This is a genomic window from Microcoleus sp. D3_18_C2 (assembly GCF_036702395.1).
GTDB lineage: Bacteria > Cyanobacteriota > Cyanobacteriia > Cyanobacteriales > Microcoleaceae > Microcoleus.
Genome location: NZ_JAUBTG010000008.1, coordinates 89,462 through 110,354 on the forward strand (window position 1 = coordinate 89,462; position 20,893 = coordinate 110,354).

Below are 20,893 nucleotides of genomic sequence, written 5' to 3' on the forward strand. Positions count from 1 at the left end.
CTGTTTGTAAAAGGATTATTGACAATGGTGCAGCACATCAGATCGATCCTGTCTGGGGCTTGTATCGCAACCGCGCTGACGGTTAGGAAACCGGGTTTATCGACACCCGCGCCCAAATCCTGTACGAATCAAAAACAGTGACCAAGAATTTCTAGATGGTACCGCCACGTGATTTATCTCGCGCAAATCAATCCAAAATCTAAAATCTCAAATCCTTGCGTCCCCCGAATTGATCTCGCGCAAGTCAATCCAAAATCTAAAATCTAAAATCTAAAATCGAATGACACGCGCCGATCGATTCCAAGGACTTAAGCTTTTATGCTGAAGTTAGCTAAAAAATTTATGTTTAACCTCATGTATATTTCTCCAGAGCAAGACCAAAAAATTCGCTACACCCTGCGCGAGTGCGGTCAAGAAGCTTACAAGCTAGCAGCCGAACCTTTTGAAGTTTCCGAGAAAGGGCCCAACGACTACGTGACGAGTATCGATCAATACCTAGACCGACAACTATCGGCAGCATTTAGCGCTTTGTTTCCTGAAGACGGCAGGATCACCGAGGAAAACGTCGCCTCCAGAACAGCTTACTGCGCCAATTACCAGCGCCTCTGGTGCATCGATCCCCTCGACGGGACTGAAGAATTTATTCGGGGAAAACTGCACTACGCTTCCATGGTGGGGCTGCTGCTGGAAGGGAACCCGGTGGCCGGCTGGCTCTACGCCCCGGCTTTTGACCAAATGTATTTTGGCGGCAAAGATTGGGGATTGTTCCAAAGTGTCGGAACCGAAGCGCCACAGCCGATCGCCCTATGCAAACCCCCGGCTCCGACAGCGGAAAATTGTAAAATTATTCTCGGAGACAAAGACCAGAAAAACTACGCCCTGGCGATCGCCCAAAGCATCCCCGGCGCAGAATTTTACTCGCTGGGCAGCTTTGGCTTAAAAGTTATGGAAGTTATCTTCGGTCGAGCTGGTTTGTACCTGTATCTCAACGGCAGAGTTAAAGTGTGGGATACCGCCGGCCCTTTGGCTTTAGCAAAAGCAGCCGGATTGGTTTGTTGCGACTTGCAAGGTCAACCGCTGAGGTGGAGTAAAGATGCGATCGAGCCGGAAACTCTGGCCCACAGGCAGTCAATCGCGATCGGCTGGCCGGACTACATAGAACCTCTGTTGGGCAAAGTTCAACAGGCAGTGACAGGCTTGTAAACCCGTTTAAGATTAAAGAATCTGCCGATTTTACGTGAACCGGGCCTCTGCACCCTTATTATCAATTAAAGGAGCAACAGATTGTTTGTGTTCCCAAACATCGATCGTTCCCTAGCTGTTGGGTGTCGCCTAATCATATTTCCCACCTCCGCGAGTTTGCATGAAGACAGAAGCTTTCAGTGAGCTGTTCCCTCTATTTAAGGGTGCTAACCCAGAAACCTTGGGAGGGCTGCTATCAAATGCCGTCAAGCATGAGTATCCCCCGGGCCGAGCTGTGGTGATGGAGGATTCTTGGGGCAACGCGATTTATTTTGTCGTGTCTGGCTGGGTCAAAGTCCGGCGCTTGTCAAACGATCGAGCTGTATCAATGGCTATTTTAGGACGGGGTGCCTTCTTCGGCGAAATGGCCATTCTGGACGAATCTCCCCGATCGAATGACGTACTTGCTCTATCGCCAGTGCGGCTGCTCAGCGTCACAGCTCAGCGATTTATCCAAACCCTGTTTAAAGACCCGCAATTGCACCACCGGATGCTGCAACTGATGGTGCGGCGACTCCGCCAAACCAATCTCCGCTATCAACTCCGCAACCGCCAGCCAGCGGTTAAACTAGCAAATACTTTAGTCGAGCTGGCAGAAAACTACGGTCAGAAAACTGCTGAGGGCAAAGATATCTTCAATATTCCTTATGAAGACTTAGCTGATGTCACAGATATCACCCTAGATGAAACCAGCAAAATTATGGAAAAACTCGATAGTAAAGGTTGGATCAAAATCGATCCAGACCGCCAAACTATCCATTTGATCAACCTCAAGCACTTGATTAATTTGGCAAGTCAATGACTGATGTTACTTCTTTGGATACCTCGTCCGCTGCCGGCAACTGTCAGGGGCAACTAACAGCACCGACAATTCAATATTCGGTGGCGATGCCCAATCCTGAATCCCACCTTTTTGAAGTAACTTTGCGCGTGCAAGGTTGGTCGGAGCCGGTTCTGGATTTAAAAATGCCTGTCTGGACTCCCGGTTCTTATTTGGTTCGAGAGTACGCCCGCCACCTGCAAGATTTTAGCTCCCAGGCGGGCGATAGAGCTTTACCTTGGCGCAAAAAAAGCAAAAATCACTGGCAAATCGAGACCGATTCGGTGTCAGATATCACGGTTTTCTACCGCATTTTTGCCAACGAACTGACAGTGCGAACCAATCATTTAGACTCGACTCACGGTTATTTCAATCCGGCGGCTTTGTGCTTTTTCTTGCCCGGTTTTGAGCGCAACTGCTACACCGTAACCGTTGTGCCACCTGAGTCCCAATGGCGCACCGTTACTACTTTGCCGCCTGTTTCTGGCCAAAATCTTACTTTCGCTGCTGCGGATTTTGATACCCTTGTCGATAGTCCTTTTGAGATTGGCTGTCACGAAGTGTACGAGTTTGAAGTGATGGGAAAACCCCACCAGCTAGTTGTTTGGGGGAAAGGCAATTTAGAACCCGATCGCACGATTCGAGACATCCAAAAAGTGATCGAAGTTGAGGCAAAAATGTTCGGCGGTTTGCCTTACGAACGCTATGTGTTTTTCCTACATTTGTCCGGCTCTGGTTTTGGCGGTTTGGAACACAAGGAGAGTTGCACTCTCAACTATCCGCGTTTTGGTTTTCGGGCTAAGGAAAAGTATGAACGCTTTATTCAGTTGGTAGCTCACGAGTTTTTTCACCTGTGGAATGTCAAGCGCATTCGACCGAAAGCTCTCGAAGTATTTGACTACGAAAAAGAGAATTATACTCCTTCTTTATGGTTCTCTGAAGGCACTACAAGTTATTACGATTTGGTGATTCCTTTTCGCTCAGGTCTCTACAGCGTGAAAGGTTTTTTCCAAGGTATGGCTAAGGAAATTACTCGCTTGCAGACGACTCCGGGGCGGAGTGTACAGCCTGTGAGCGAGTCGAGCTGGGATGCTTGGATTAAACTTTATCGCCGGGATTCTAACAGCGACAACTCGCAGATTTCCTATTATTTGAAAGGGGAAGTTGTTTCGTTTTTGCTCGATTTGTTGATTCGCGCCAAACACGGCAATGAGCGATCGCTCGACGATGTGATGCGTTTGATGTGGCAGAAGTTTGGCAATGCTAATTCTGCCCAAAACGGCGATTTTGACCTGAAGTCGGAAACAGACGGCAAATCGGCGCATTTAACCTCAAACGGACAGTTAAATTCTCCTTCGCTGCCCGCAGAAATAGGCTTTACTCCCGAAGAGTTGCAAAGTGCGATCGAGTCCGTCGCCGGCATCGATTTGAGCGACTTTTTCGCGCGCTATATAGACGGCACAGAAGAGTTGCCTTACAACAAATATCTGGAACCTTTTGGGCTAGAACTCACCGCCGGTGAAACTAGCGAAATACCTCGCATCGGTTGGACGTTGGGAACGGAAAACGGGCGGGAAATGGTTAAATTTGTCGAAGTAGGATCTCCGGCACAATTGGCCGGAATTGATGCTGGAGACGAGTTGCTGGCGATCGAAGGTTTTCGGGTAGTAAATGTAGAACAAGCGGGCGAGAGACTAAAAGATTTCCAGCCTGGGGATATCGTCTCGGTGACAGTTTTTCACCAAGACGAACTGCGGACTTGTCCTGTTACTCTCGCCCCGCCGCGCCCGATGCGTTACTCGATCGTGCCGGTGGAAAAGCCCACCGCTATTCAGAAACAAAACTTTACTGGATGGCTGGGAGTTCCTCTATCGAAATTGTGACATAAATGAAGGGGAACGGGAAAGAAAAGACCAGAAGACATCAAGCTCAATTCCCAATTCCGCTAGCATCCTCCTGGTAAAATTGAATCACCAGTCAATACTCAACTATCATTCAGTTTTTCGACTGACAGTCAACAGTCAACAGTCAACAGTCAACAATAATTCCGGTTGCACCGGAATTGATATTACCAATTACCCATTTTGATTATGCAAACCCCACCTCCTCCATCAATTACGCCCCGCCAAATGAATCTGCTGAGAATTGTTGCTTCTATGGCCTGGGCTGACGGCGAACTCGCCACAGAAGAAGTTAATTTAATGCTCGATCGCTTTTGTCGTTTGTTTGCCCCAGATACCGACGGACAACAAATGCAACAAGAACTGCGGGATTACATCATGCAAAATATCCCCCTTGACGAGTTGATCGGCCAACTAGAAACTCAAGATGAAAAGGAATTAGTCTTGCAACTAGGCTATGAAGTGATTTCATCTAGTTCTCGCACTCCCGATGAACCAAAAATTAACGCTGAAGAAGCCGCAGCTTATCAAAAATTAGTGCAGTTGCTGAATCTTTCAGAGGATGTGGTCAAGCGTATTGAAGCTGAATCATCGGCTGCAGATACTTCAGAGGGAATTGTCGAGAAGATGGCTCAAAAATTAGAAAAGTTCATCAAAGGCTAGTTCGGGACTTGCGTGCGCTTGGCTTAAAAACCCGGTTGATTTCTAGATTTCTCGTTACTCAACCTGGAATTTTTCGTAGAAACCGGGAATAAGCCTGCCATCGGTAAGTCTTGTTAGGTAAGTATCGAAATAATATTTTTCTGAGTGCAACTATTTACAACTAAATCAGAAGGGAAATAAACCGGATTGTGGCTCCCAATTTCCTAAGATATACTAACAAAAAAACACGGAAAAGTCGAGAATATTTTTCATCGCCTGGAACGGTAACAGAATTTGCGTGAAGCGAAGCTATCCCGCAGGGAATCAATCGCCATTCCCGCGCGCTGCCTTACCCTTAACGAGAATTAGGGACTTAGGCAAAGCCTAAATCCCTAATTGATCTACAGATTTTTTGCGATTACTGAAAGTGATATCGTTTCCGGTTGCATCAGAATAATAAAATCGAGTCAACAGTCAACAGTCATTTCGCTCGTACAACCGGAATTGATATGAATCCAACCAGTCATTAGTGCGGTAACTTGCTGAGGGCGTGCCAAGTTCTGTAGCCGACAATTCCATCTTGCGGTAAAGCCATGCTCAGTTGCAATTGTCGCACTGCTACATTTGTCATCGGCCCGAATAATCCGTCAATGAATCCGAAATAGTATCCATTGATTTTCAAGACATTCTGAACAATTTTAACAGCATTACCAGAACTGCCCTTCATGACGATCGGCATATTCACAGGTGCACCAGAGTATAGTGCTTCCCAAGTGAGAGGGCCGACAATCCCATCTTCTTTTAAAAAGACGCGGTGTTGATAGCCTATGACCCCGTTGTAAACTTGGACGCCGAAAATACCGTCAATCGACCCGAAATAATAACCCCAATGAAATAGAAGCTGTTGTAGTTCCTTGACAGCTTGACCTGTTGAACCCCTTTGCAAAGTCGGTTTGTTTACTCCAGTGGTTTCAGCAAATGCAAGAGTTGATTGAGCAGTAGTATCGGCGACGAGAGCCATAGTTTCATTGTTCAAGCTTCTTTCTTCGGTGTACATAATGTGGTTCCTCTCAATATTTAAGTTTTGGTGTTTGATATTTCAGGTATAACTGGTGGGATTTGTGGATGCACAGTCACTTTTTAGAGTGTCACTCATGTGAGTGTCGCTCGTTTGAGTTACCCGTTGGTTTGTCGTAACTGAGATATTGCACCATTCTCAATTAGCCCTAGGGGCGGGTTCGCCAACAGCCTTAAAGCTTGCAAATAGGTTCTATAAACCCGCCCGACCCCACGAAAAATCCTCTTATTGATATTGCTGCAAGATGTCAGTCGTAAGGAATGCAAGTTGTAATATCTTTATGAGGACTTCCGTTGTCAATACAAACCAAGGGCTAAGGTGCGCGGTGCACACCTACCCAATACAAAGATGGGGGGTACGCACTCTACCAACTCATGTCGATTGTTTACTTAGGAATGAGAATTAAATAACTTGCATTTTTTGTAGGTTGGGCCCGTGGAACGAACCCTCCGTTTCACTCCACCCAACGCCACGCTTGATTGTTGGGTTTCGTTCCTCAACCCAACCTACGGAAGTTATTTAATCCACGATCCTTAGCAAATTCTCGCAATGTTGGAATTAAATACTGTGTCAAAGTAAAGGCATCTACTCCTAATTCCGTCCGTTCTTTAGCAGCCATGATTCCGGCTTGAGCGTGCCACCAAGCTGCTGTTACAGCAACTGATTTGGGGGGGGATTTGCGGGCGATCGCACTTGCTAATAGTCCCCCTAACAAGCCTGTGAGAACGTCGCCGCTGCCCCCTCTGGCGAGGGCTGGGGTGCTTTCGGGATTGAGGTAGGTGATGGTACGTGAAGCGTCGCTACCCTGTAGGGAATCGTCCTCATCCTTCCAACTTATGCAAACTCTGGCTCCTTTGAGCAATACCGTTGCGCCGCAAAGCTGAGCTGCTGCTTGAGTGGCGGCAATTCGATCGTCGCCGGTTTCGTCGGCTAATTCGGGAAATAAACGCTTGAATTCGCCCGGATGAGGCGTGATAATTGTCAGTGCTGAGCGTTCGGACAAAATCGGGACTGTGCCGAGTTGAGCGAGGATATTTAAACCGTCAGCATCTAAAACCAGAGGTCGATCGCTCTCCAGTACAGATTCTACAGCTATTGCCGCTTCCAATGTCAGACCTGGCCCTGCGGCGATCGCATCATAAGAACTCAAATCAATTGCTACTGGTAACTCGCTAATTGCACCGCTTTGGGTTTCGGGACATCCTATAACTAATGCCTCTGGCAACTGACAGCTCAACATCGGTTTAAGCGACTCAGGAACAGCAATGGATAGCATTCCGATGCCGCTTGCTCTTGCTCCCAAGGCTGCCAAAATTGCTGCTCCGCTGTAGCGGCGGGAACCTGCAATAATTAGTATGTTACCGTTGGTATATTTGTGCGAAATTGGCGATCGGGGTAACGGCAAATGCTGAGTTGCCGAGGCTTTTGTAATGCGTTGTATTGCTGGCGTTTCGCCCAATATTGCTGCAATATCTGCTGTGGGAATATCAAAATCAATTAATTCGGAAATGCCGATATATTCTAACGCTCTGTCTTGCAGAAATGCCATTTTCCACAATCCCAAACATAATGTATGTTTTGCCCTAATTGCCGTTCCCAAAACTTCTCCTGTATCTGTATGAATTCCCGAAGGAATGTCTATACTTAAAATTGGTATATTTAAATTATTTATTTCGTCAATAGCTGCTGCGCTAGCGTTAGTAATTTCTCGTTCTAATCCAAATCCAAATAAACCATCTACGAGCAACTCACAGTTTTTCAGCCCTTCAACTTTATCAATAAATGGAATATTTAAAGAACGCGCATAATCAGCGTGAGTTTTCGTGAGTTCCTTAAGTTTAGAAAACGGGCAGTAAATAACTACTTGGAACCCTTGAAAGTGCAATTCGCGGGCAACAACCAAAGCATCGCCGCCGTTGTGTCCGGGCCCAACCAATACGCCGATAACTGGCAATAGAGAATTAACAAGCTTTTTCCCTTCTTCCCTTTTCCTTCTATCCGTTAAATCCCGTACACTGCTAGTTGCCGAACTTCCTTCCGCTTTCAAAAGCTGCTGAATGCGTCTAGCAATCAGTCCCGCGACTTTTTCCATTAAAGCTGCGACTGGCATTCCCGCAGCAAAAATTCTCGTTTCTATTTGCCGCATTTGGTCGGCGGTGACAACAAATTTTTGAATGGTCATATTAATGCTAAAATTTCAGCTAACAGCAGCAGTGGCAATTTGTAGTATACTTGTGGTATAATAAATTAGCTTGATCGAACAAAGTAACAGTAAAATAGCAATTTCTCCCCAACCATGAACAAGATTGTTGTAGGCCTCTCCGGCGGGGTCGATAGTTCCGCAGCAGCCGCAATTTTACACCATCAGGGATATGAAGTGGTGGGTTTAACGCTGTGGTTGATGAAGGGCAAAGGCCAGTGCTGCTCTGAGGGAATGGTCGATGCCGCTAAAATTTGCGAAGATTTGGGCGTTCCCCACCACATTGTTGACAGCCGCGAGGTCTTTCAGGCAAGTATTATTGATTATTTGGTGGAGGGTTACAGTGCAGGAGTTACACCTCTGCCTTGTTCGCAGTGCAATAAAACTGTGAAGTTCGGGCCGATGCTTAAGTTTGCTCGCGAAGAACTCGGAATTGAAAAAATCGCTACAGGCCACTACGCTAGGATTACTTACGATGCTGCTACTGGTCGCTATCAGTTGCTGCGGGCGATCGACCCTGCGAAAGATCAGTCTTATTTCCTGTACGATCTAACACAGGATTTGTTGGCGGGTACGGAGTTTCCTTTGGGGGAAATTACCAAGACAGAAACTCGCAGAATCGCGGCAGAATTTGGCTTGACAACTGCGGATAAGCCGGAAAGTCAGGATTTGTGCTTGGTGGAAAGTAACGGTTCGATGCGGGCTTTTCTGGATAAGTACATTGCGCCACAAAAGGGTGACATTGTGGACAAGTCAGGGCGGGTGCTCGGACAGCATGACGGTGTTCACCACTACACCATCGGCCAGCGGAAAGGACTTGGGATTGCTGCACCGGAACCGCTGTATGTGATTGAACTTGATGCTGCTGGCAATCGGGTAATTGTGGGCGATCGACAGTTGGCAGTAGAATCTGAATGTACAGTCCAGAAAGTGAATTGGGTTTCTGTAGCTGCACCGACGACTCCGATTCGGGCTCAGGTACAGATTCGATATCGATCGCGCCCCGTCCCCGCTACAATTATTCCTGTGGAACCATCCCAAGCAGAGGAAAAAGTCGGCGGTACAAGAGTTAAGTTGATTTTTGACGAACCGCAGTTGAGCATTACCCCCGGACAAGCGGCTGTTTGGTATGACGGCGATGTGCTGTTGGGCGGTGGCATTATCGAAAGAAACCAAGTCCCAAATTAAGGCAAGGGGCGGGCTAGAAGCCCAACCCCTACTCCCCACAAGAAACTTCCCACAAGAAAATTCACTCTTTGTGGAACAGGCCGAAAAGCCTGTTCCCAGAAGCCCACAAGAAACTTCACTCTTTGTGGAACAGGCCGAAAAGCCTGCTTGTGATACCCACCTACAAAAAAACTCACTCTTTGTGGAACAGGCCGAAAAGCCTGTTCCCAGAAGCCCACAAGAAAATTCACTCTTTGTGGAACAGGCCGAAAAGCCTGTTCCCAGAAGCCCACAAGAAAATTCACTCTTTGTGGAACAGGCCGAAAAGCCTGTTCCAAAAGGAAACTTATATTTCCTTTCACGTACATTTACCTAGGTAACTTTTTTTCCAAACGCAACACATTTCCCCTAACATTAGTGCGGTAAACCCAAGTTTGCCTACCATCAGAAACCACAACCCGCCAACCTTCGACAATCATTTGACCGCAAATTTCATCCGCTTTCGCGAGTCCTAAACAAGTATTCGGCCAACTTTGTCCGCTTGATTCAGTTACTTTCAACTTGTCAGCAGCAATGCCAGTGGAGTCCGACAACTCTCGGCGAACTGCTTCTGCTACGGTTGCGGGCAATTGCTTCGGGGGATTTTTGCGCGTACCCTCGGCAAAATTCCCCGGTTCGGAAGTGAGAGTATCGAGTGCCAATACCGAATAGCTGATGTTTTGGGGCACTGCGGCTGAGGAAAATTGCTGCGCGGTTTGCTGCTGTTGCCTTTCCAACTGGGCAAGGGAATCTTTGATGGCGCCCGCGTTAGCTGCTGCGGTGTGTCTTAGTGCCGGATACATTTCCCATACCAGAATTCCTGTGAGCACCAAAGCCAAGATTACTGGATTGGGCTGCTTTTGGTCTCGGTTTTTATTTTTTTGAAATTTATTTTGGGAGATTCTTTTCATAATATGCCCTCTGCCTCACTTTACACAATGCGCGATCGCTCCTGAACACTCAACTGCAGATACTTATTTAGACACTATTGCTGGTGCTATTGGTTCCTTTGTGCAGAACCGATTTGACTGCTGGTGCGTGGGGGGCAAGTATTTTCTACTCGCTGTCGGCAGTTGTGTTTCAGGAAACTTGCACTACCCAGTTATTACTTAATTTTTACTTGTTGTCTCCGGGTATTAAGAAAAATTTATGCTTAAGTAAATATTCTTAAAAGCCTCTACTCCTGCCCCCGAATCTCAGTACAAATTACTATTCTTCGTTCCAAAACTGCTAAACGTGTTTTAGACTGGGGGAGGCGAGCTCAGCCAAGGATATCACAGGGATGCCACAAAAATTGTTGCCACTGGACGAAAACGCATTAGAAATTAAATCAGCTAAGCTGTTCGGCATTTAAAAGAGGATAGTAGGGTGCGTCATTACAGAATTGTTTCTCGCATAAGCGCGTAAGTGTTTACTCCTGACGCACCTACAAGCCTCGTTACTGGTTTAAATGATCCACAGCTTATCGCTGATTAATTATATTAGCATTCGGGTTTTCTAGAGCGATCGTCCCCGCAACTACTTTAGTAGCGATCGCTACTTTTTTAGTACAATATTCTTAAAATCTATCGATTATGAACAGAAAATCCCTGGGAATCCATTTAATGAATCGGCTGAGCTATCCTCAAAAATTTACCTTAATTGGTTTTCTATTTGCAATACCGTTAACCTTGGTCATGTACCTGCTAATTTCCGAAATTAACAGCAGAGTTGATTTTGCCCAAAAAGAAATCTACGGAAATGAATACCTGCGGCGACTGCGCCAGTTGAGGGAATATATACCGAAACTTCAACTCTTAAATTATCCGAATCAGAGGTTAAATCCTAGTTTAAGCAATTCAGAATTCAGAACAGATTTAAAAGCCAAGATAGATCATAAATTTCAAGCGATAGCTAATACAGATAGCCAGCTTGGAAACACATTAATTTCCAGTAAAAATTTTAATAATATTTATCAAGATTGGCACAATTTCAAACTTCGCCACAGCCATTGGAGTTTAGAAACTTACGATTTTTTCTATCAACGTTTAGCTACAGACATTGATAGACTGAGCGCTCGCGTCGGCGATACTTCTAATCTAATTTTAGACCCGGATCTAGATACCTATTATTTGATGGATGCTACTTTGCTGAAACTTCCAGAAATCCAAAAAATATTGTCAGAGATTAGGCTGATCTCTCAAATAAAAAACTTGCGTTCCGATGCCACACCTGAAGAAAGAGCGAAACTGATTACTTTGGCAGGCAAATTGAGAGAAATTAATCAGGATTTAGCTATCAATATGGAGGTAGGATTTAGCAATAATCCTCACGGGAATCTGATCCCGAAATTAAGGGAGTATTTAACAAACTTTAACTCGGTAGTAGAGCAGCTAACTGAGCAACTAGATAAACTGATTAAGCCCACAGCATTAGTGGAATATTCTGCCTATCTTGATGGGAGCGATCGAGTTCTGAATTATAGTTTTGAACTGTGGGATAAAACTATCAAGGAATTAGACTTTCTCCTGCAAAAACGCATTGATAGTTTCGTTGCCAAGAAACGCATAATTTCTATTGTTGTGTTAATAACCTTAGCCATAGTTATTTATTTATTTGTAAGTTTTTATAGAAGCGTTATGCAAACTGTGTTTGTCCTTGACGAAGCTGCAAAAAAGATGGCAAGCGGCAATCTTGACCACAAAATTATTTTGGATAACAGAGATGAACTGGGGCAAGTTGTGGGTGCTTTTAACAAAATTGCCGATGCCTTAGTTGGTGCAAATCAAGAAATTACTGTTCTCAACGATCGCCTAAAAGCAGAAAATATGCGAATGAGCGCTGAACTAGACGTTACTCGCAAGATTCAGCAGATGCTGCTGCCCAAAGACTTAGAACTCAATGAAGTTGTGGGGTTAGATATTGCGGGATTTATGGAAGCTGCTGAGGAAGTAGGGGGCGACTATTACGACGTACTCCAACACAAAGGTAGAGTAAAAATTGGCATTGGAGATGTGACGGGACACGGATTGGAGAGCGGTGTTTTAATGATTATGGTGCAAACGGCAGTAAGAACTTTGCTCGCCTACAATGAACCAGACCCAGTAAGATTTTTAAGTGCTATTAACAGTGTAATTTATGATAACGTGCAGCGGATGAAATGCGACAAAAATGCTAGCCTTGCCTTGCTAGACTATGAGGAGGGGATGCTGAAGTTGAGCGGCCAGCACGAAGAAATGATTGTTGTGCGGTGTAACGGTTGTGTAGAGCGGTTTGATACAATCGATTTGGGTTTCCCGATCGGGCTGGATGTAGATATTGCTGAATTTGTTGCTGAGAAAATTGTGCATTTGCATTCAGGAGATGTGGTTGTGCTTTACACTGACGGGATTACGGAAGCTAAAAATATGGATAAACTGCTTTATGGTTTAGATAGGTTAATTGAGGTAATAAAAATTCATTGGCAGCGTTCTGCTGCCGAAATTAGGCACGCTGTAATTAAGGACGTGCGATCGCACATCGGCGAACAAAAAGTTTTTGATGACATCACATTGCTGGTACTCAAACAAAAATAACTACTTGAATATCCCTCCTAAAGTTTAAAATATATTCAGTGATCCCCTCATCTCAAACTTTAGCTCTCACATCGATATGACTCAGATTTTCGGAGATTTCATCGAGCAGCCCGCTAGCCAAGAATACTTAATAATTGGATTTTCTCCGAGTTCGGTTCCTCTCAAGCAGCGGTGGCGGAACAACGGTTTGTCTGCTGATTTTCTGGCTGATTACCTGACGACTTTTTTTCCGGGCAACCAAGATGAACCCTCGACAATTGAAAGACAAGCTGAAATAAAAAGTGCTGTTAGCTACATTGCCAACGAGTTATTGGAAAATGCCATGAAGTTTAATGATGAAACCTCCGACTACCCGATCGATATTAAACTGCAATTAGAGAGCGAGGGAGTGATTGTCTCAGTGGCTAACAGCATCTCTCCGCAAGCGGTGGACAAGTTTCAGGCTTATATTCAGGAGTTGCTGGCCTCGGAGCCAAGCGAACTTTACCTTCAGCGGTTGGAAAAAAATGCTGCTGACGACAACAGTACCAATTCGGGATTGGGTTTGTTGACCATGCTCACCGATTATACCGCCAAACTTGGCTGGAAATTCCAGACCGTGCACAAAGACCCGGAAGTAATTGCGGTGACAACTATGGTGCAATTAACAGTATAAGCAACGCTGGCGATCGATAATATCTAAGGGACTTTTTTTTGTGGCTATGGAAATTAATACAGAAGATTACCAGATCTGTTACGATCCAGCAACGGCAACCGTGAGTTTTATTGGATCTCTAAGGCTGAGCGGGCCTGCTGAGTACGCGCCGATAGGGCAGTTGCTGGCCCAGGTTGCCGACTTGGAACCGACGAAAATTACCCTCAATTTGCAGCAGTTAGAATTTTTGAACAGTTCTGGCATCAATATGCTATCGAAGTTTATTATCGAGATCCGCAAAACAGCCAGGGTGCAAATGGCGGTACAAGGCTCTCAAAGCATAGCTTGGCATGGTAAATCTTTGAGGAATTTCCAGCGCCTGATGCCTGGTTTGCAGTTGGATTTTCTATAAAAACACGATTACTTTTAGGGTGCGAAATGTTAAGTAATTTTTTGTTAGTCGAGGCGCAAATTCTCGAGTTATGCTGGAAGAACAACCATCTAGAGAACAGCTACTTTTAGAGATAGAAAGATTGCGCCAGCAAGTGGAAGACTTGAAGGAGGAAAAAGCGGATCTGGAAATCTTGCTGGAAACTACTGCTGAACATTCCGATACGGTTGAAACTGAGTTACGCTCTCGCGCATTCGAGGCGGTGCGCGAAGGCGAAATCAAGCTGGCTCAATTTCTCGAAGCGATTCCGGTAGGCGTGGTAGTGCTCGATTCTCAAGGCAAACCTTACTACGTAAATCACGCCGGACAGCAGTTACTCGGTCAAGGAGTTTTGCCCTTAAATTCTGTTGAGGATTTGTCAGAAAGTTATCAAATTTATATCGCGGGAACGGAGACAATTTATCCTTTCGAGAATTTGCCGCTCGTCCGAGCTTTAAGGGGCGAAAACGCGACTGCTGACGATCTGGAAATTCATCGAACCGACAAGAAAGTTCCCCTAGAAATTTGGGGAAGGCCAATTTTTGACGATGGTGGCAAAGTTGCTTTTGCGATCGCAGTTTTTCAAGATGTCACGGAACGCAAAGAAGCTGAATCCCAGCGCCATTTATTTATTAAGGAACTATTTGACGTTAACCAAAATTTAGAAAAATCCCTGGATGTCGAATCAGACTTAACTGATGCCTACGGTAGATTTGTGCCACACCAATTTCTAAATTTGTTGGGATATGAAAGTATTATAGATGTCCATTTAGGCGACCAAGTGCAGCAGGAAATGTCGGTGCTATTTGCGGATATTCGCGACTTCACGACGCTTTCAGAAACTATGACTCCCCAAGAAAATTTTAAATTTATCAATGCTTACCTTTCGCGGATGGAGCCTGCGATTACTAGCAATAACGGGTTTATTGACAAATACATCGGCGATGCAATTATGGCTTTGTTTAGTGACTTTGCAGATGATGCAGTGAAAGCGGGTATTGCAATGCTAAATATCCTCAAAACTTACAACGAATACCGTCAAGGCGTCGGCTACGTCCCGATTCAAATTGGCATTGGCATCAATTCGGGTTCTTTGATGCTGGGGACAGTCGGGGGTAAAAGCCGGATGGACAGCACTGTGATTAGCGATGCTGTTAATTTAGCATCTCGCATTGAAGGATTGACCAAAGATTACGGCGTACCTCTGTTAATTTCTCAGCAGACTTTGGAACGGTTGCGAAATCCCACCGATTATGCAATTAGAATTGTGGATAAAGTACAGGTAAAAGGAAAATCTCAATATGTGGTAGTTTATGAGGTATTTGATGCAGATCCGCCGGAAAGTTTGTCGGCAAAGCTAGCAAATTTGTCTGTGTATAATGAAGCTATGTTACTGTGCGATCGCAAGGACTTCCGAGAAGCGGGAAAATTATTTGAAGAGTGTTTGCGAACAAATCCAAGCGATCATGTAGCTCGCATTTACCTGAAACGCTGTCGGGATTGGCGATCGCTCCTCAAAGGAATTTAAAGCAAGCTAGTCTATTTTAGATTTAAGGAATGAGAATTAAATAACTTACAATGCGTGATGGTTCTTGTGGGATGGGCGTCCCGCCCGTCCAGAAAGGGCGGGCTAAGAGTGCCCATCCCCTACTCCCCACTTTCAAGAGTGTAAATTATTTAATTCGCGATCCTAAGATTGACCAGGAATTTCAAAGGTGGTACCCGCCACGTGATTTATCCGTGGAATCAATCCAAAATCGAAAATCGAAAATCCTCAAGCCCCCGCATTTATCCGTGGGGTCGCCTCTAAAATCTAAAATCTAAAATCTAAAATCGATTGACTTCATATAGCAATCCTCGCATCACTTGTGAATTTCTTACTTTCTCCCTGCAGGTTCGGGGAGAGTTAGGGTGGGTGAAAAATTTACGACTCCTGTAAAGATTGATATATATCTTGAGAGTGATGACTGACCTCTGGAATCTGTCAAAGGTGTAAAATATAAACAGCTTTATAGCTGTTACTTCTGAGGCTTCTCAAAATAGAACGGCTGAGGGCGGAACAGCCAGCGATCAGTAATTTGGTGCGAGAACGGCGGCCAGCGCTGAACCTGTCTCAGAAAAAGTTGGCGGATGAATTAGGGATGACCTTTTCCACGATTCATCGTTGGAAAAAGAGACACGCTACGACTTCTCGCTTGCCACTCAAGCAAATTTACATATTGCTGGATGAGTTAGGTGATTCGCTAGATGCAACGGCGAATGCAGTAAGGCACAGCGAGCAAGATATTTTTCGGATAAGGAGTAAAAAGGGTGAGTGTAGAAGGAATCAACAGCATTTTCAGAGATATTCGACTACTTCCCTATGGTGTGGCCACCCTCTCCGTGGCTCTGGCACTGGCGCTAACCCGATCGCTTTTACCGTGGATCTACCCAACCACGACACCCCTGTTTTTCATCGCGGTGATGGTGAGTTCCTGGTATGGCAGTTTTGGGCCTGGGTTGCTGGCAACAATTTTATCCACGCTGGCAATTAACTATTTTTTTATTGAGCCGTTCTATTCCTTACAGATAGTTAATGTAGAGACAATTCTTCGGATTGGTATGTTTTTGCTCGCTGCAGGATTGAGCGCTTCACTCAATCAATCGTGGCGCACTGCTATAAAAAACGCGAAAGCAGCCCTGCAAAATTTACAGCAGGCAATGGAAGTAGAACAACAGGTGCGCGGCGAAGCAGCACAAGCTGCGGCGACTGAGGCAAAAGAACAACTAGAAACGGTACTTTCTACCATCAACGATGGGTTTTACATCCTCGATCGCGATTGGCGCTACACCTATGCCAACGATCGCTACTGTGAAATGGTTGGAATGCCCCGGTCAGCGATTCTGGGTCAGAACGTTTGGGAGTTATTTCCGGCAGCCGTTGACACCGATGCTTATGTGCAGTTTCATCGGGCAATGCGCGAACAAACGCCACTCCAGTTTGATTATCTGTACTCACCTTGGAAGGGTTGGCATGACCATCGCATTTACCCTTCGCCCCGGGGACTGACGGTTTTGCTTGCTGACATTACCGATCGCAAACAGGCAGAACTCCTCCTAATCGAGCAGACACGACTGCTGGAGTCGATCGCCTTCGGACAGCCACTAGACGACTGTCTGGCAGCCGTGTGTGACTCAGTATCCAGGCTGAATCCGGGTACCCGCGCGGGCTTCCTGCTAGCGGATGCTCAGCGGCTGACGTTTAAGAGATCAATTACTCCAGACTTTCCAGCGTCTTTTGGTGAAGGACTCCAAGATGCTCCGATTAACGATTTGTGCATTGGAACCTGTGGCGAAGCAGTGTATAGCGGTCAGCCCGTGACCTGCGCCGACATTGCCAAGGACGATCGCTGGTCGCAAGCATGGCGAAATTTATGCGTGGCTCATGGCATTCTAGCCTGCCATTCTCAGCCCGTGTTCAGGCACGACAATCTACCTATGGGGTCGCTGATGCTGTGCTTTAGCGAGGCGCGGATGCCGACTGATTGGGAACATAAACTCGCGGAGTTCGGCACCCAAGTTGCCAGCATCGTCTTTGAGCGCGATCGATCATTCCAGGCGTTGCGTGAGAGCGAAGAACAACTCCGATTGGCTTCCGAAGGCGGCAATTTGGGTTTGTGGTATTGGGATATGGAAACAGACACGCTGAGTTTGACGGACATAGCCAAAGCGATGTTTGGTTTACCCGTCAATACAGCAATGTCGATACAGGTGTTTTTAGAAGCCGTGCATCAGGACGATCGTCCATTCGTTCACACCGTACTCAATGAGCTCAAAGCGAATCAACCGCATACTGAAATTGAGTATCGGACGCTGTGGGCAGATGGCACCGTTCGTTGGATTTTGGCAAAGGGCGATTGCGCCTATAACGCTGAGGGCATGATAATTTCGACGCGGGGCGTATTAATCGACATCAGCGATCGTAAACAAGCAGAAGAAGCTTTGCGTCAAAGCGAAGAGCAGAGTCGCAACATTCTAGAGAGTATTGATGATGGATTCTTTTCCCTTGATGAGAATTGGTGTTTCACTTATGTGAATCGGTCAGCGGAAATTCTGCTAGACCGGACTGCCAGCGATCTGATTGGGAAAAATGTGTGGGAAGAATTCCCCGGACTTAATGGCAGCGAGTTTGAGCAGGTTTATCGGCGCGTGGCAAACGAGCGCGTGGCTTTGTCAGTCACGGCTTTTTATCCCGATCACGATCGGTGGTATGACGTTCGCACCTACCCTGCAGCCAACGGGATTACCATTTATTTCCGAAATGTCACCGATCGAAAACTGGCCGAGGAGGTATTGCAACAACGAGAAGCAGAACTTCGTTTAGTCACCAATGCCGTGCCTGCCTTGATTTCCTTTGTAGACTCAGACCAGCGTTATCGCTTCAACAATCGAGCATATGAAGAATGGTTTGGACATTCGGCAGCGCAAATCTATGGCAAGCACCTTCAAGAGGTTTTAGGCGAAACTGGCTATGAAGGGATTCGTCGTTATGTTGAGCAAGTCTTGGCAGGACAGGAAGTGACCTTTGAAAGCCAAATTCCCTACAAAGATGGTGGAACCCGTTATATCAATGCCACCTATGTTCCCCGCTTCAATAGCCAGGGAAAAATTGAAGGGTTTGTAGCATTCGTCAACGATATCACCGATCGCAAACAAGCCGAAGCCACACTACGGGAGAGTGAGGCAAGGTTCCGACTGATGGCAGATGCCGCCCCTGTGCTGATTTGGATGTCGGGCACAGATAAACTCTGTTATTACTTCAACGTCCCGTGGCTAAACTTTACGGGACGGACGATCGAGCAAGAAAGGGGCAATGGTTGGACAGAAGGAGTCCACCCCGACGACTTTGAGCGGTGTTTAGACACCTATGTGACTGCCTTTGATGCCCGTCAACCGTTCAAGATGGACTATCGCTTGAAACGCTGTGATGGCATATACCGTTGGATTATGGATGAAGCTGTTCCTCGCTACGGATTGGAAGGTGAGTTCTTGGGCTACATCGGCTCCTGTGTTGATATTGAAGACCACAAACAAGCTGAGGAAGCCCTGCGCGAGAATGAATCCCGCCTCCGTCTGATCTTTGAAAGCGCCAAAGATTATGCCATCTTCACCCTCGACCTTAACGGCATCATTGCCAGTTGGAACTCAGGGGCAGAAAGGTTGTTGGGCTATACCGAGACAGAAGCAATTGGTTGCTCCAGTCGGATGATTTTCACACCAGCAGATAACGAACAAGGACAAGCCGAGTACCAGAGGCAAATGGCTCTACTGCAAGGACGGGTCGAAGACGAACGCTGGCACGTCCGCAAAGATGGGAATCACTTTTGGGCCAGTGGATTGATGATGCCCCTGCTTAATGAAGCGGATTGTCCGCAGGGATTTGTCAAAATCATGCAGGACAAGACTGCACAACGGCAAGCAAGTGAGCGCCTGCAATTGCTGTATGAAACTACCCGCGATCTGATGAAGACAGAACAGCCTCTGGCTTTGATGGACACGCTATTCCGCAAACTGGCAGTGCTACTCGATCTGGATTGTTACTACAACTTCATGGTGGAAGAAAAAGACAACCGCCCGATGCTGCATTTGAGAAACTATGATGGCATCTCTGAAGAAAGGGCGCAGGCGATCGCCTGGATCGAAGTAGGGCAATATCTCTGTGGATTGGTTGCCCAAACCCAGCAGCAACTTGTCTTGAATCAAGCCGAACTTTCCACTCATCCGAATGGTAAAGCCCTCTATGAACTGGGCATCACGGCTTACGTGGGTCAACCGTTAATCGCTCAAGGACGGTTATTAGGAACGCTCTCCTTTGCCAGTCTGACTCGGACGCACTTCACGCCTGCTGAAATCGAGCTGCTGGGATCTATCTGTGACCAAATCGCGATCGCTCTGGAACGGGCAAATCTGAACGATTCACTGCAGCAGCAAGCGGAACAGCTAAGACAGGCAAATCGGATCAAGGATGAGTTTTTAGCGGTACTATCCCATGAATTGCGATCGCCCCTCAATCCTATTTTGGGCTGGTCAAAGCTGCTGCAAACTGGCAAGCTGGATGCGGCGAAAACCGCCCAGGCGTTAGCGACGATCGAACGGAATGCCAAGCTGCAAACTGAATTGATTGAAGATTTGCTTGATGTCTCGAAAATTCTCCAAGGTAAGCTCAGTCTGAATATTCGTCCAGTTGATTTAGCTTTAACTGTGGAATCGGCGATCGAAACTGTCAATTTGGCTGCTGTTGCCAAATCCATTGACATTCGGACTGTGTTAGATCCTCAGATCGGACAAATTTTGGGAGATTCGGGCCGTTTGCAGCAAATAGTCTGGAATCTTGTTTCCAATGCGGTCAAATTCACCTCGGCCGGGGGGCGCGTTGAGGTGCGCTTAACTCGTGTGGGCGATCGCGCTCAAATTACGGTGGCGGATACAGGGGTTGGCATTGCACCGGAGTTTTTACCCTACGTGTTTGACTACTTCCGCCAAAAAGATGGCGCTACAACCCGCAAGTTTGGTGGCTTGGGATTGGGGCTGGCGATCGTGCGGCATTTAGTCGAACTGCACGGTGGCACGGTTGGGGCAGATAGCGCCGGTGAAGGGTTAGGAGCTACCTTTACCGTAAGACTGCCCCTATCACCGAAGGTAAGACAAGAAAACTCTCTTGCAAGACTTTCGGAACGATCGACTGCGGATGAACCGTTATCGGGGATGCGGATAGTTGTGGTTGATGATGAGCCGGATATGCGAGAGTTGATTTCGTTTTTGCTAGAAGATGCAGGTGCAGAGGTACTGACTCTTGCTGTCCCTCAAGAAGTCCTCACAGCGTTGACTAATTTCCAGCCAGATGTCCTGTTGAGCGACATTGGTATGCCGGGAATGGATGGCTATATGCTGTTGCGACAAGTGCGAGCTCTGCCGCCAGAACGGGGTGGGCTGATTCCCGCGATCGCCCTGACTGCTTATGCGGGTGAGTTTAATCAACAGCAAGCTTTGCAAGCTGGATTTCACCGACATCTGGCAAAGCCGATCGAACCGGATGAATTAATTAAGACGATCGTCGCACTTCTTAGCAAGAACACTGATGGCCCAGCAAGCTCTAAGGATTGATGCGAAGGAGTTCCAACCGATCGAACATTACCAAGCTTTTAAG

14 protein-coding genes and 1 pseudogene are annotated in these 20,893 nt (G+C 46.5%); 12 read left to right on the forward strand and 3 right to left on the reverse strand.

Features of this window, described 5'->3' with window-relative positions; translation table 11 throughout:
• Nucleotides 1–342: 342 nt before the first annotated feature.
• The 4 genes from QUA88_RS08005 (at nucleotide 343) to QUA88_RS08020 (ending at nucleotide 4,626) form a co-directional block, all read left to right on the forward strand.
• On the forward strand, nucleotides 343–1,203 hold the full coding sequence (locus QUA88_RS08005) for an inositol monophosphatase family protein (RefSeq protein WP_333271134.1): 861 nt from the start codon (nucleotides 343–345) through the stop codon (nucleotides 1,201–1,203).
• 160 nt (nucleotides 1,204–1,363) lie between these two features.
• On the forward strand, nucleotides 1,364–2,044 hold the full coding sequence (locus QUA88_RS08010) for a Crp/Fnr family transcriptional regulator (RefSeq protein ID WP_333045993.1): 681 nt from the start codon (nucleotides 1,364–1,366) through the stop codon (nucleotides 2,042–2,044).
• Nucleotides 2,041–3,945, forward strand: coding sequence for a M61 family metallopeptidase (locus tag QUA88_RS08015; RefSeq protein ID WP_333271138.1), 1,905 nt, complete (start codon nucleotides 2,041–2,043; stop codon nucleotides 3,943–3,945). The genes QUA88_RS08010 and QUA88_RS08015 overlap by 4 nt, the downstream gene beginning before the upstream one ends.
• Before the next feature lie 207 nt (nucleotides 3,946–4,152).
• Complete coding sequence (locus QUA88_RS08020; protein ID WP_333209439.1) at nucleotides 4,153–4,626, forward strand: TerB family tellurite resistance protein; 474 nt, start codon at nucleotides 4,153–4,155, stop codon at nucleotides 4,624–4,626.
• A gap of 505 nt (nucleotides 4,627–5,131) precedes the next feature.
• Here QUA88_RS08020 and QUA88_RS08025 read toward each other — a convergent pair.
• Entirely contained in the window at nucleotides 5,132–5,662 is a 531-nt protein-coding gene (locus tag QUA88_RS08025) for a peptidoglycan-binding protein (protein ID WP_333209438.1), read from the reverse strand.
• A 517-nt stretch (nucleotides 5,663–6,179) separates the two neighbouring features.
• Nucleotides 6,180–7,865 carry an NAD(P)H-hydrate dehydratase gene (locus tag QUA88_RS08030; RefSeq protein WP_333054015.1) on the reverse strand — a complete coding sequence of 562 codons (1,686 nt, stop codon included), beginning with the start codon at nucleotides 7,863–7,865 and terminating at the stop codon, nucleotides 6,180–6,182.
• A 114-nt stretch (nucleotides 7,866–7,979) separates the two neighbouring features.
• On the opposite strand from QUA88_RS08030, the gene mnmA reads away from it, so the two are divergent.
• Both mnmA and QUA88_RS08040 read left to right on the forward strand, forming a co-directional pair.
• Nucleotides 7,980–9,071, forward strand: coding sequence for a tRNA 2-thiouridine(34) synthase MnmA (gene mnmA, locus QUA88_RS08035; RefSeq protein WP_333054014.1), 1,092 nt, complete (start codon nucleotides 7,980–7,982; stop codon nucleotides 9,069–9,071).
• A 70-nt stretch (nucleotides 9,072–9,141) separates the two neighbouring features.
• Nucleotides 9,142–9,426, forward strand: a complete 285-nt coding sequence (locus tag QUA88_RS08040) for a hypothetical protein (protein ID WP_333231959.1) — start codon at nucleotides 9,142–9,144, stop codon at nucleotides 9,424–9,426.
• Here the strand turns inward: QUA88_RS08040 and QUA88_RS08045 are convergent.
• Nucleotides 9,419–10,000 carry a hypothetical protein gene (locus QUA88_RS08045; protein ID WP_333054013.1) on the reverse strand — a complete coding sequence of 194 codons (582 nt, stop codon included), beginning with the start codon at nucleotides 9,998–10,000 and terminating at the stop codon, nucleotides 9,419–9,421. The two genes, QUA88_RS08040 and QUA88_RS08045, sit on opposite strands and share 8 nt — an antisense overlap.
• 663 nt (nucleotides 10,001–10,663) lie before the next feature.
• Between QUA88_RS08045 and QUA88_RS08050 the strand changes: the two genes are divergently transcribed.
• The 6 genes and pseudogenes from QUA88_RS08050 to QUA88_RS08070 all read left to right on the forward strand — a co-directional run bounded on the left by QUA88_RS08050 (nucleotide 10,664) and on the right by QUA88_RS08070 (nucleotide 20,850).
• A complete protein-coding gene (locus QUA88_RS08050; RefSeq protein WP_333209431.1) occupies nucleotides 10,664–12,643 on the forward strand; it encodes a SpoIIE family protein phosphatase in 1,980 nt (659 codons plus the stop codon).
• 76 nt (nucleotides 12,644–12,719) lie between these two features.
• Nucleotides 12,720–13,298 (forward strand): DUF6272 family protein, encoded by a 579-nt coding sequence (locus tag QUA88_RS08055; protein WP_333054011.1) that lies wholly within the window; start codon nucleotides 12,720–12,722, stop codon nucleotides 13,296–13,298.
• A gap of 46 nt (nucleotides 13,299–13,344) precedes the next feature.
• Nucleotides 13,345–13,689, forward strand: a complete 345-nt coding sequence (locus QUA88_RS08060; protein ID WP_333054010.1) for a slr1659 superfamily regulator — start codon at nucleotides 13,345–13,347, stop codon at nucleotides 13,687–13,689.
• A gap of 70 nt (nucleotides 13,690–13,759) precedes the next feature.
• The gene (locus tag QUA88_RS08065; RefSeq protein ID WP_333271144.1) at nucleotides 13,760–15,235 is read left to right on the forward strand and encodes an adenylate/guanylate cyclase domain-containing protein; all 1,476 of its coding nucleotides are present in this window, start codon (nucleotides 13,760–13,762) and stop codon (nucleotides 15,233–15,235) included.
• Between the two features lie 553 nt (nucleotides 15,236–15,788).
• A pseudogene (locus tag QUA88_RS29485) lies at nucleotides 15,789–15,878 on the forward strand (helix-turn-helix domain-containing protein); the annotation flags it as partial.
• Nucleotides 15,879–16,017: 139 nt separating this feature from the next.
• Nucleotides 16,018–20,850 (forward strand): PAS domain S-box protein, encoded by a 4,833-nt coding sequence (locus tag QUA88_RS08070; RefSeq protein ID WP_333271146.1) that lies wholly within the window; start codon nucleotides 16,018–16,020, stop codon nucleotides 20,848–20,850.
• The last annotated feature ends 43 nt before the right edge of the window (nucleotides 20,851–20,893 follow it).

Coding starts and splice junctions, on each gene's coding strand:
- QUA88_RS08005 (WP_333271134.1), top strand. CDS start 343: ATGTTTAACCTCATGTATATTTCTCCAGAGCAAGACCAAAAAATTCGC.
- QUA88_RS08010 (WP_333045993.1), top strand. CDS start 1,364: ATGAAGACAGAAGCTTTCAGTGAGCTGTTCCCTCTATTTAAGGGTGCT.
- QUA88_RS08015 (WP_333271138.1), top strand. CDS start 2,041: ATGACTGATGTTACTTCTTTGGATACCTCGTCCGCTGCCGGCAACTGT.
- QUA88_RS08020 (WP_333209439.1), top strand. CDS start 4,153: ATGCAAACCCCACCTCCTCCATCAATTACGCCCCGCCAAATGAATCTG.
- QUA88_RS08025 (WP_333209438.1), bottom strand. CDS start 5,662: ATGTACACCGAAGAAAGAAGCTTGAACAATGAAACTATGGCTCTCGTC.
- QUA88_RS08030 (WP_333054015.1), bottom strand. CDS start 7,865: ATGACCATTCAAAAATTTGTTGTCACCGCCGACCAAATGCGGCAAATA.
- mnmA (WP_333054014.1), top strand. CDS start 7,980: ATGAACAAGATTGTTGTAGGCCTCTCCGGCGGGGTCGATAGTTCCGCA.
- QUA88_RS08045 (WP_333054013.1), bottom strand. CDS start 10,000: ATGAAAAGAATCTCCCAAAATAAATTTCAAAAAAATAAAAACCGAGAC.
- QUA88_RS08050 (WP_333209431.1), top strand. CDS start 10,664: ATGAACAGAAAATCCCTGGGAATCCATTTAATGAATCGGCTGAGCTAT.
- QUA88_RS08055 (WP_333054011.1), top strand. CDS start 12,720: ATGACTCAGATTTTCGGAGATTTCATCGAGCAGCCCGCTAGCCAAGAA.
- QUA88_RS08060 (WP_333054010.1), top strand. CDS start 13,345: ATGGAAATTAATACAGAAGATTACCAGATCTGTTACGATCCAGCAACG.
- QUA88_RS08065 (WP_333271144.1), top strand. CDS start 13,760: ATGCTGGAAGAACAACCATCTAGAGAACAGCTACTTTTAGAGATAGAA.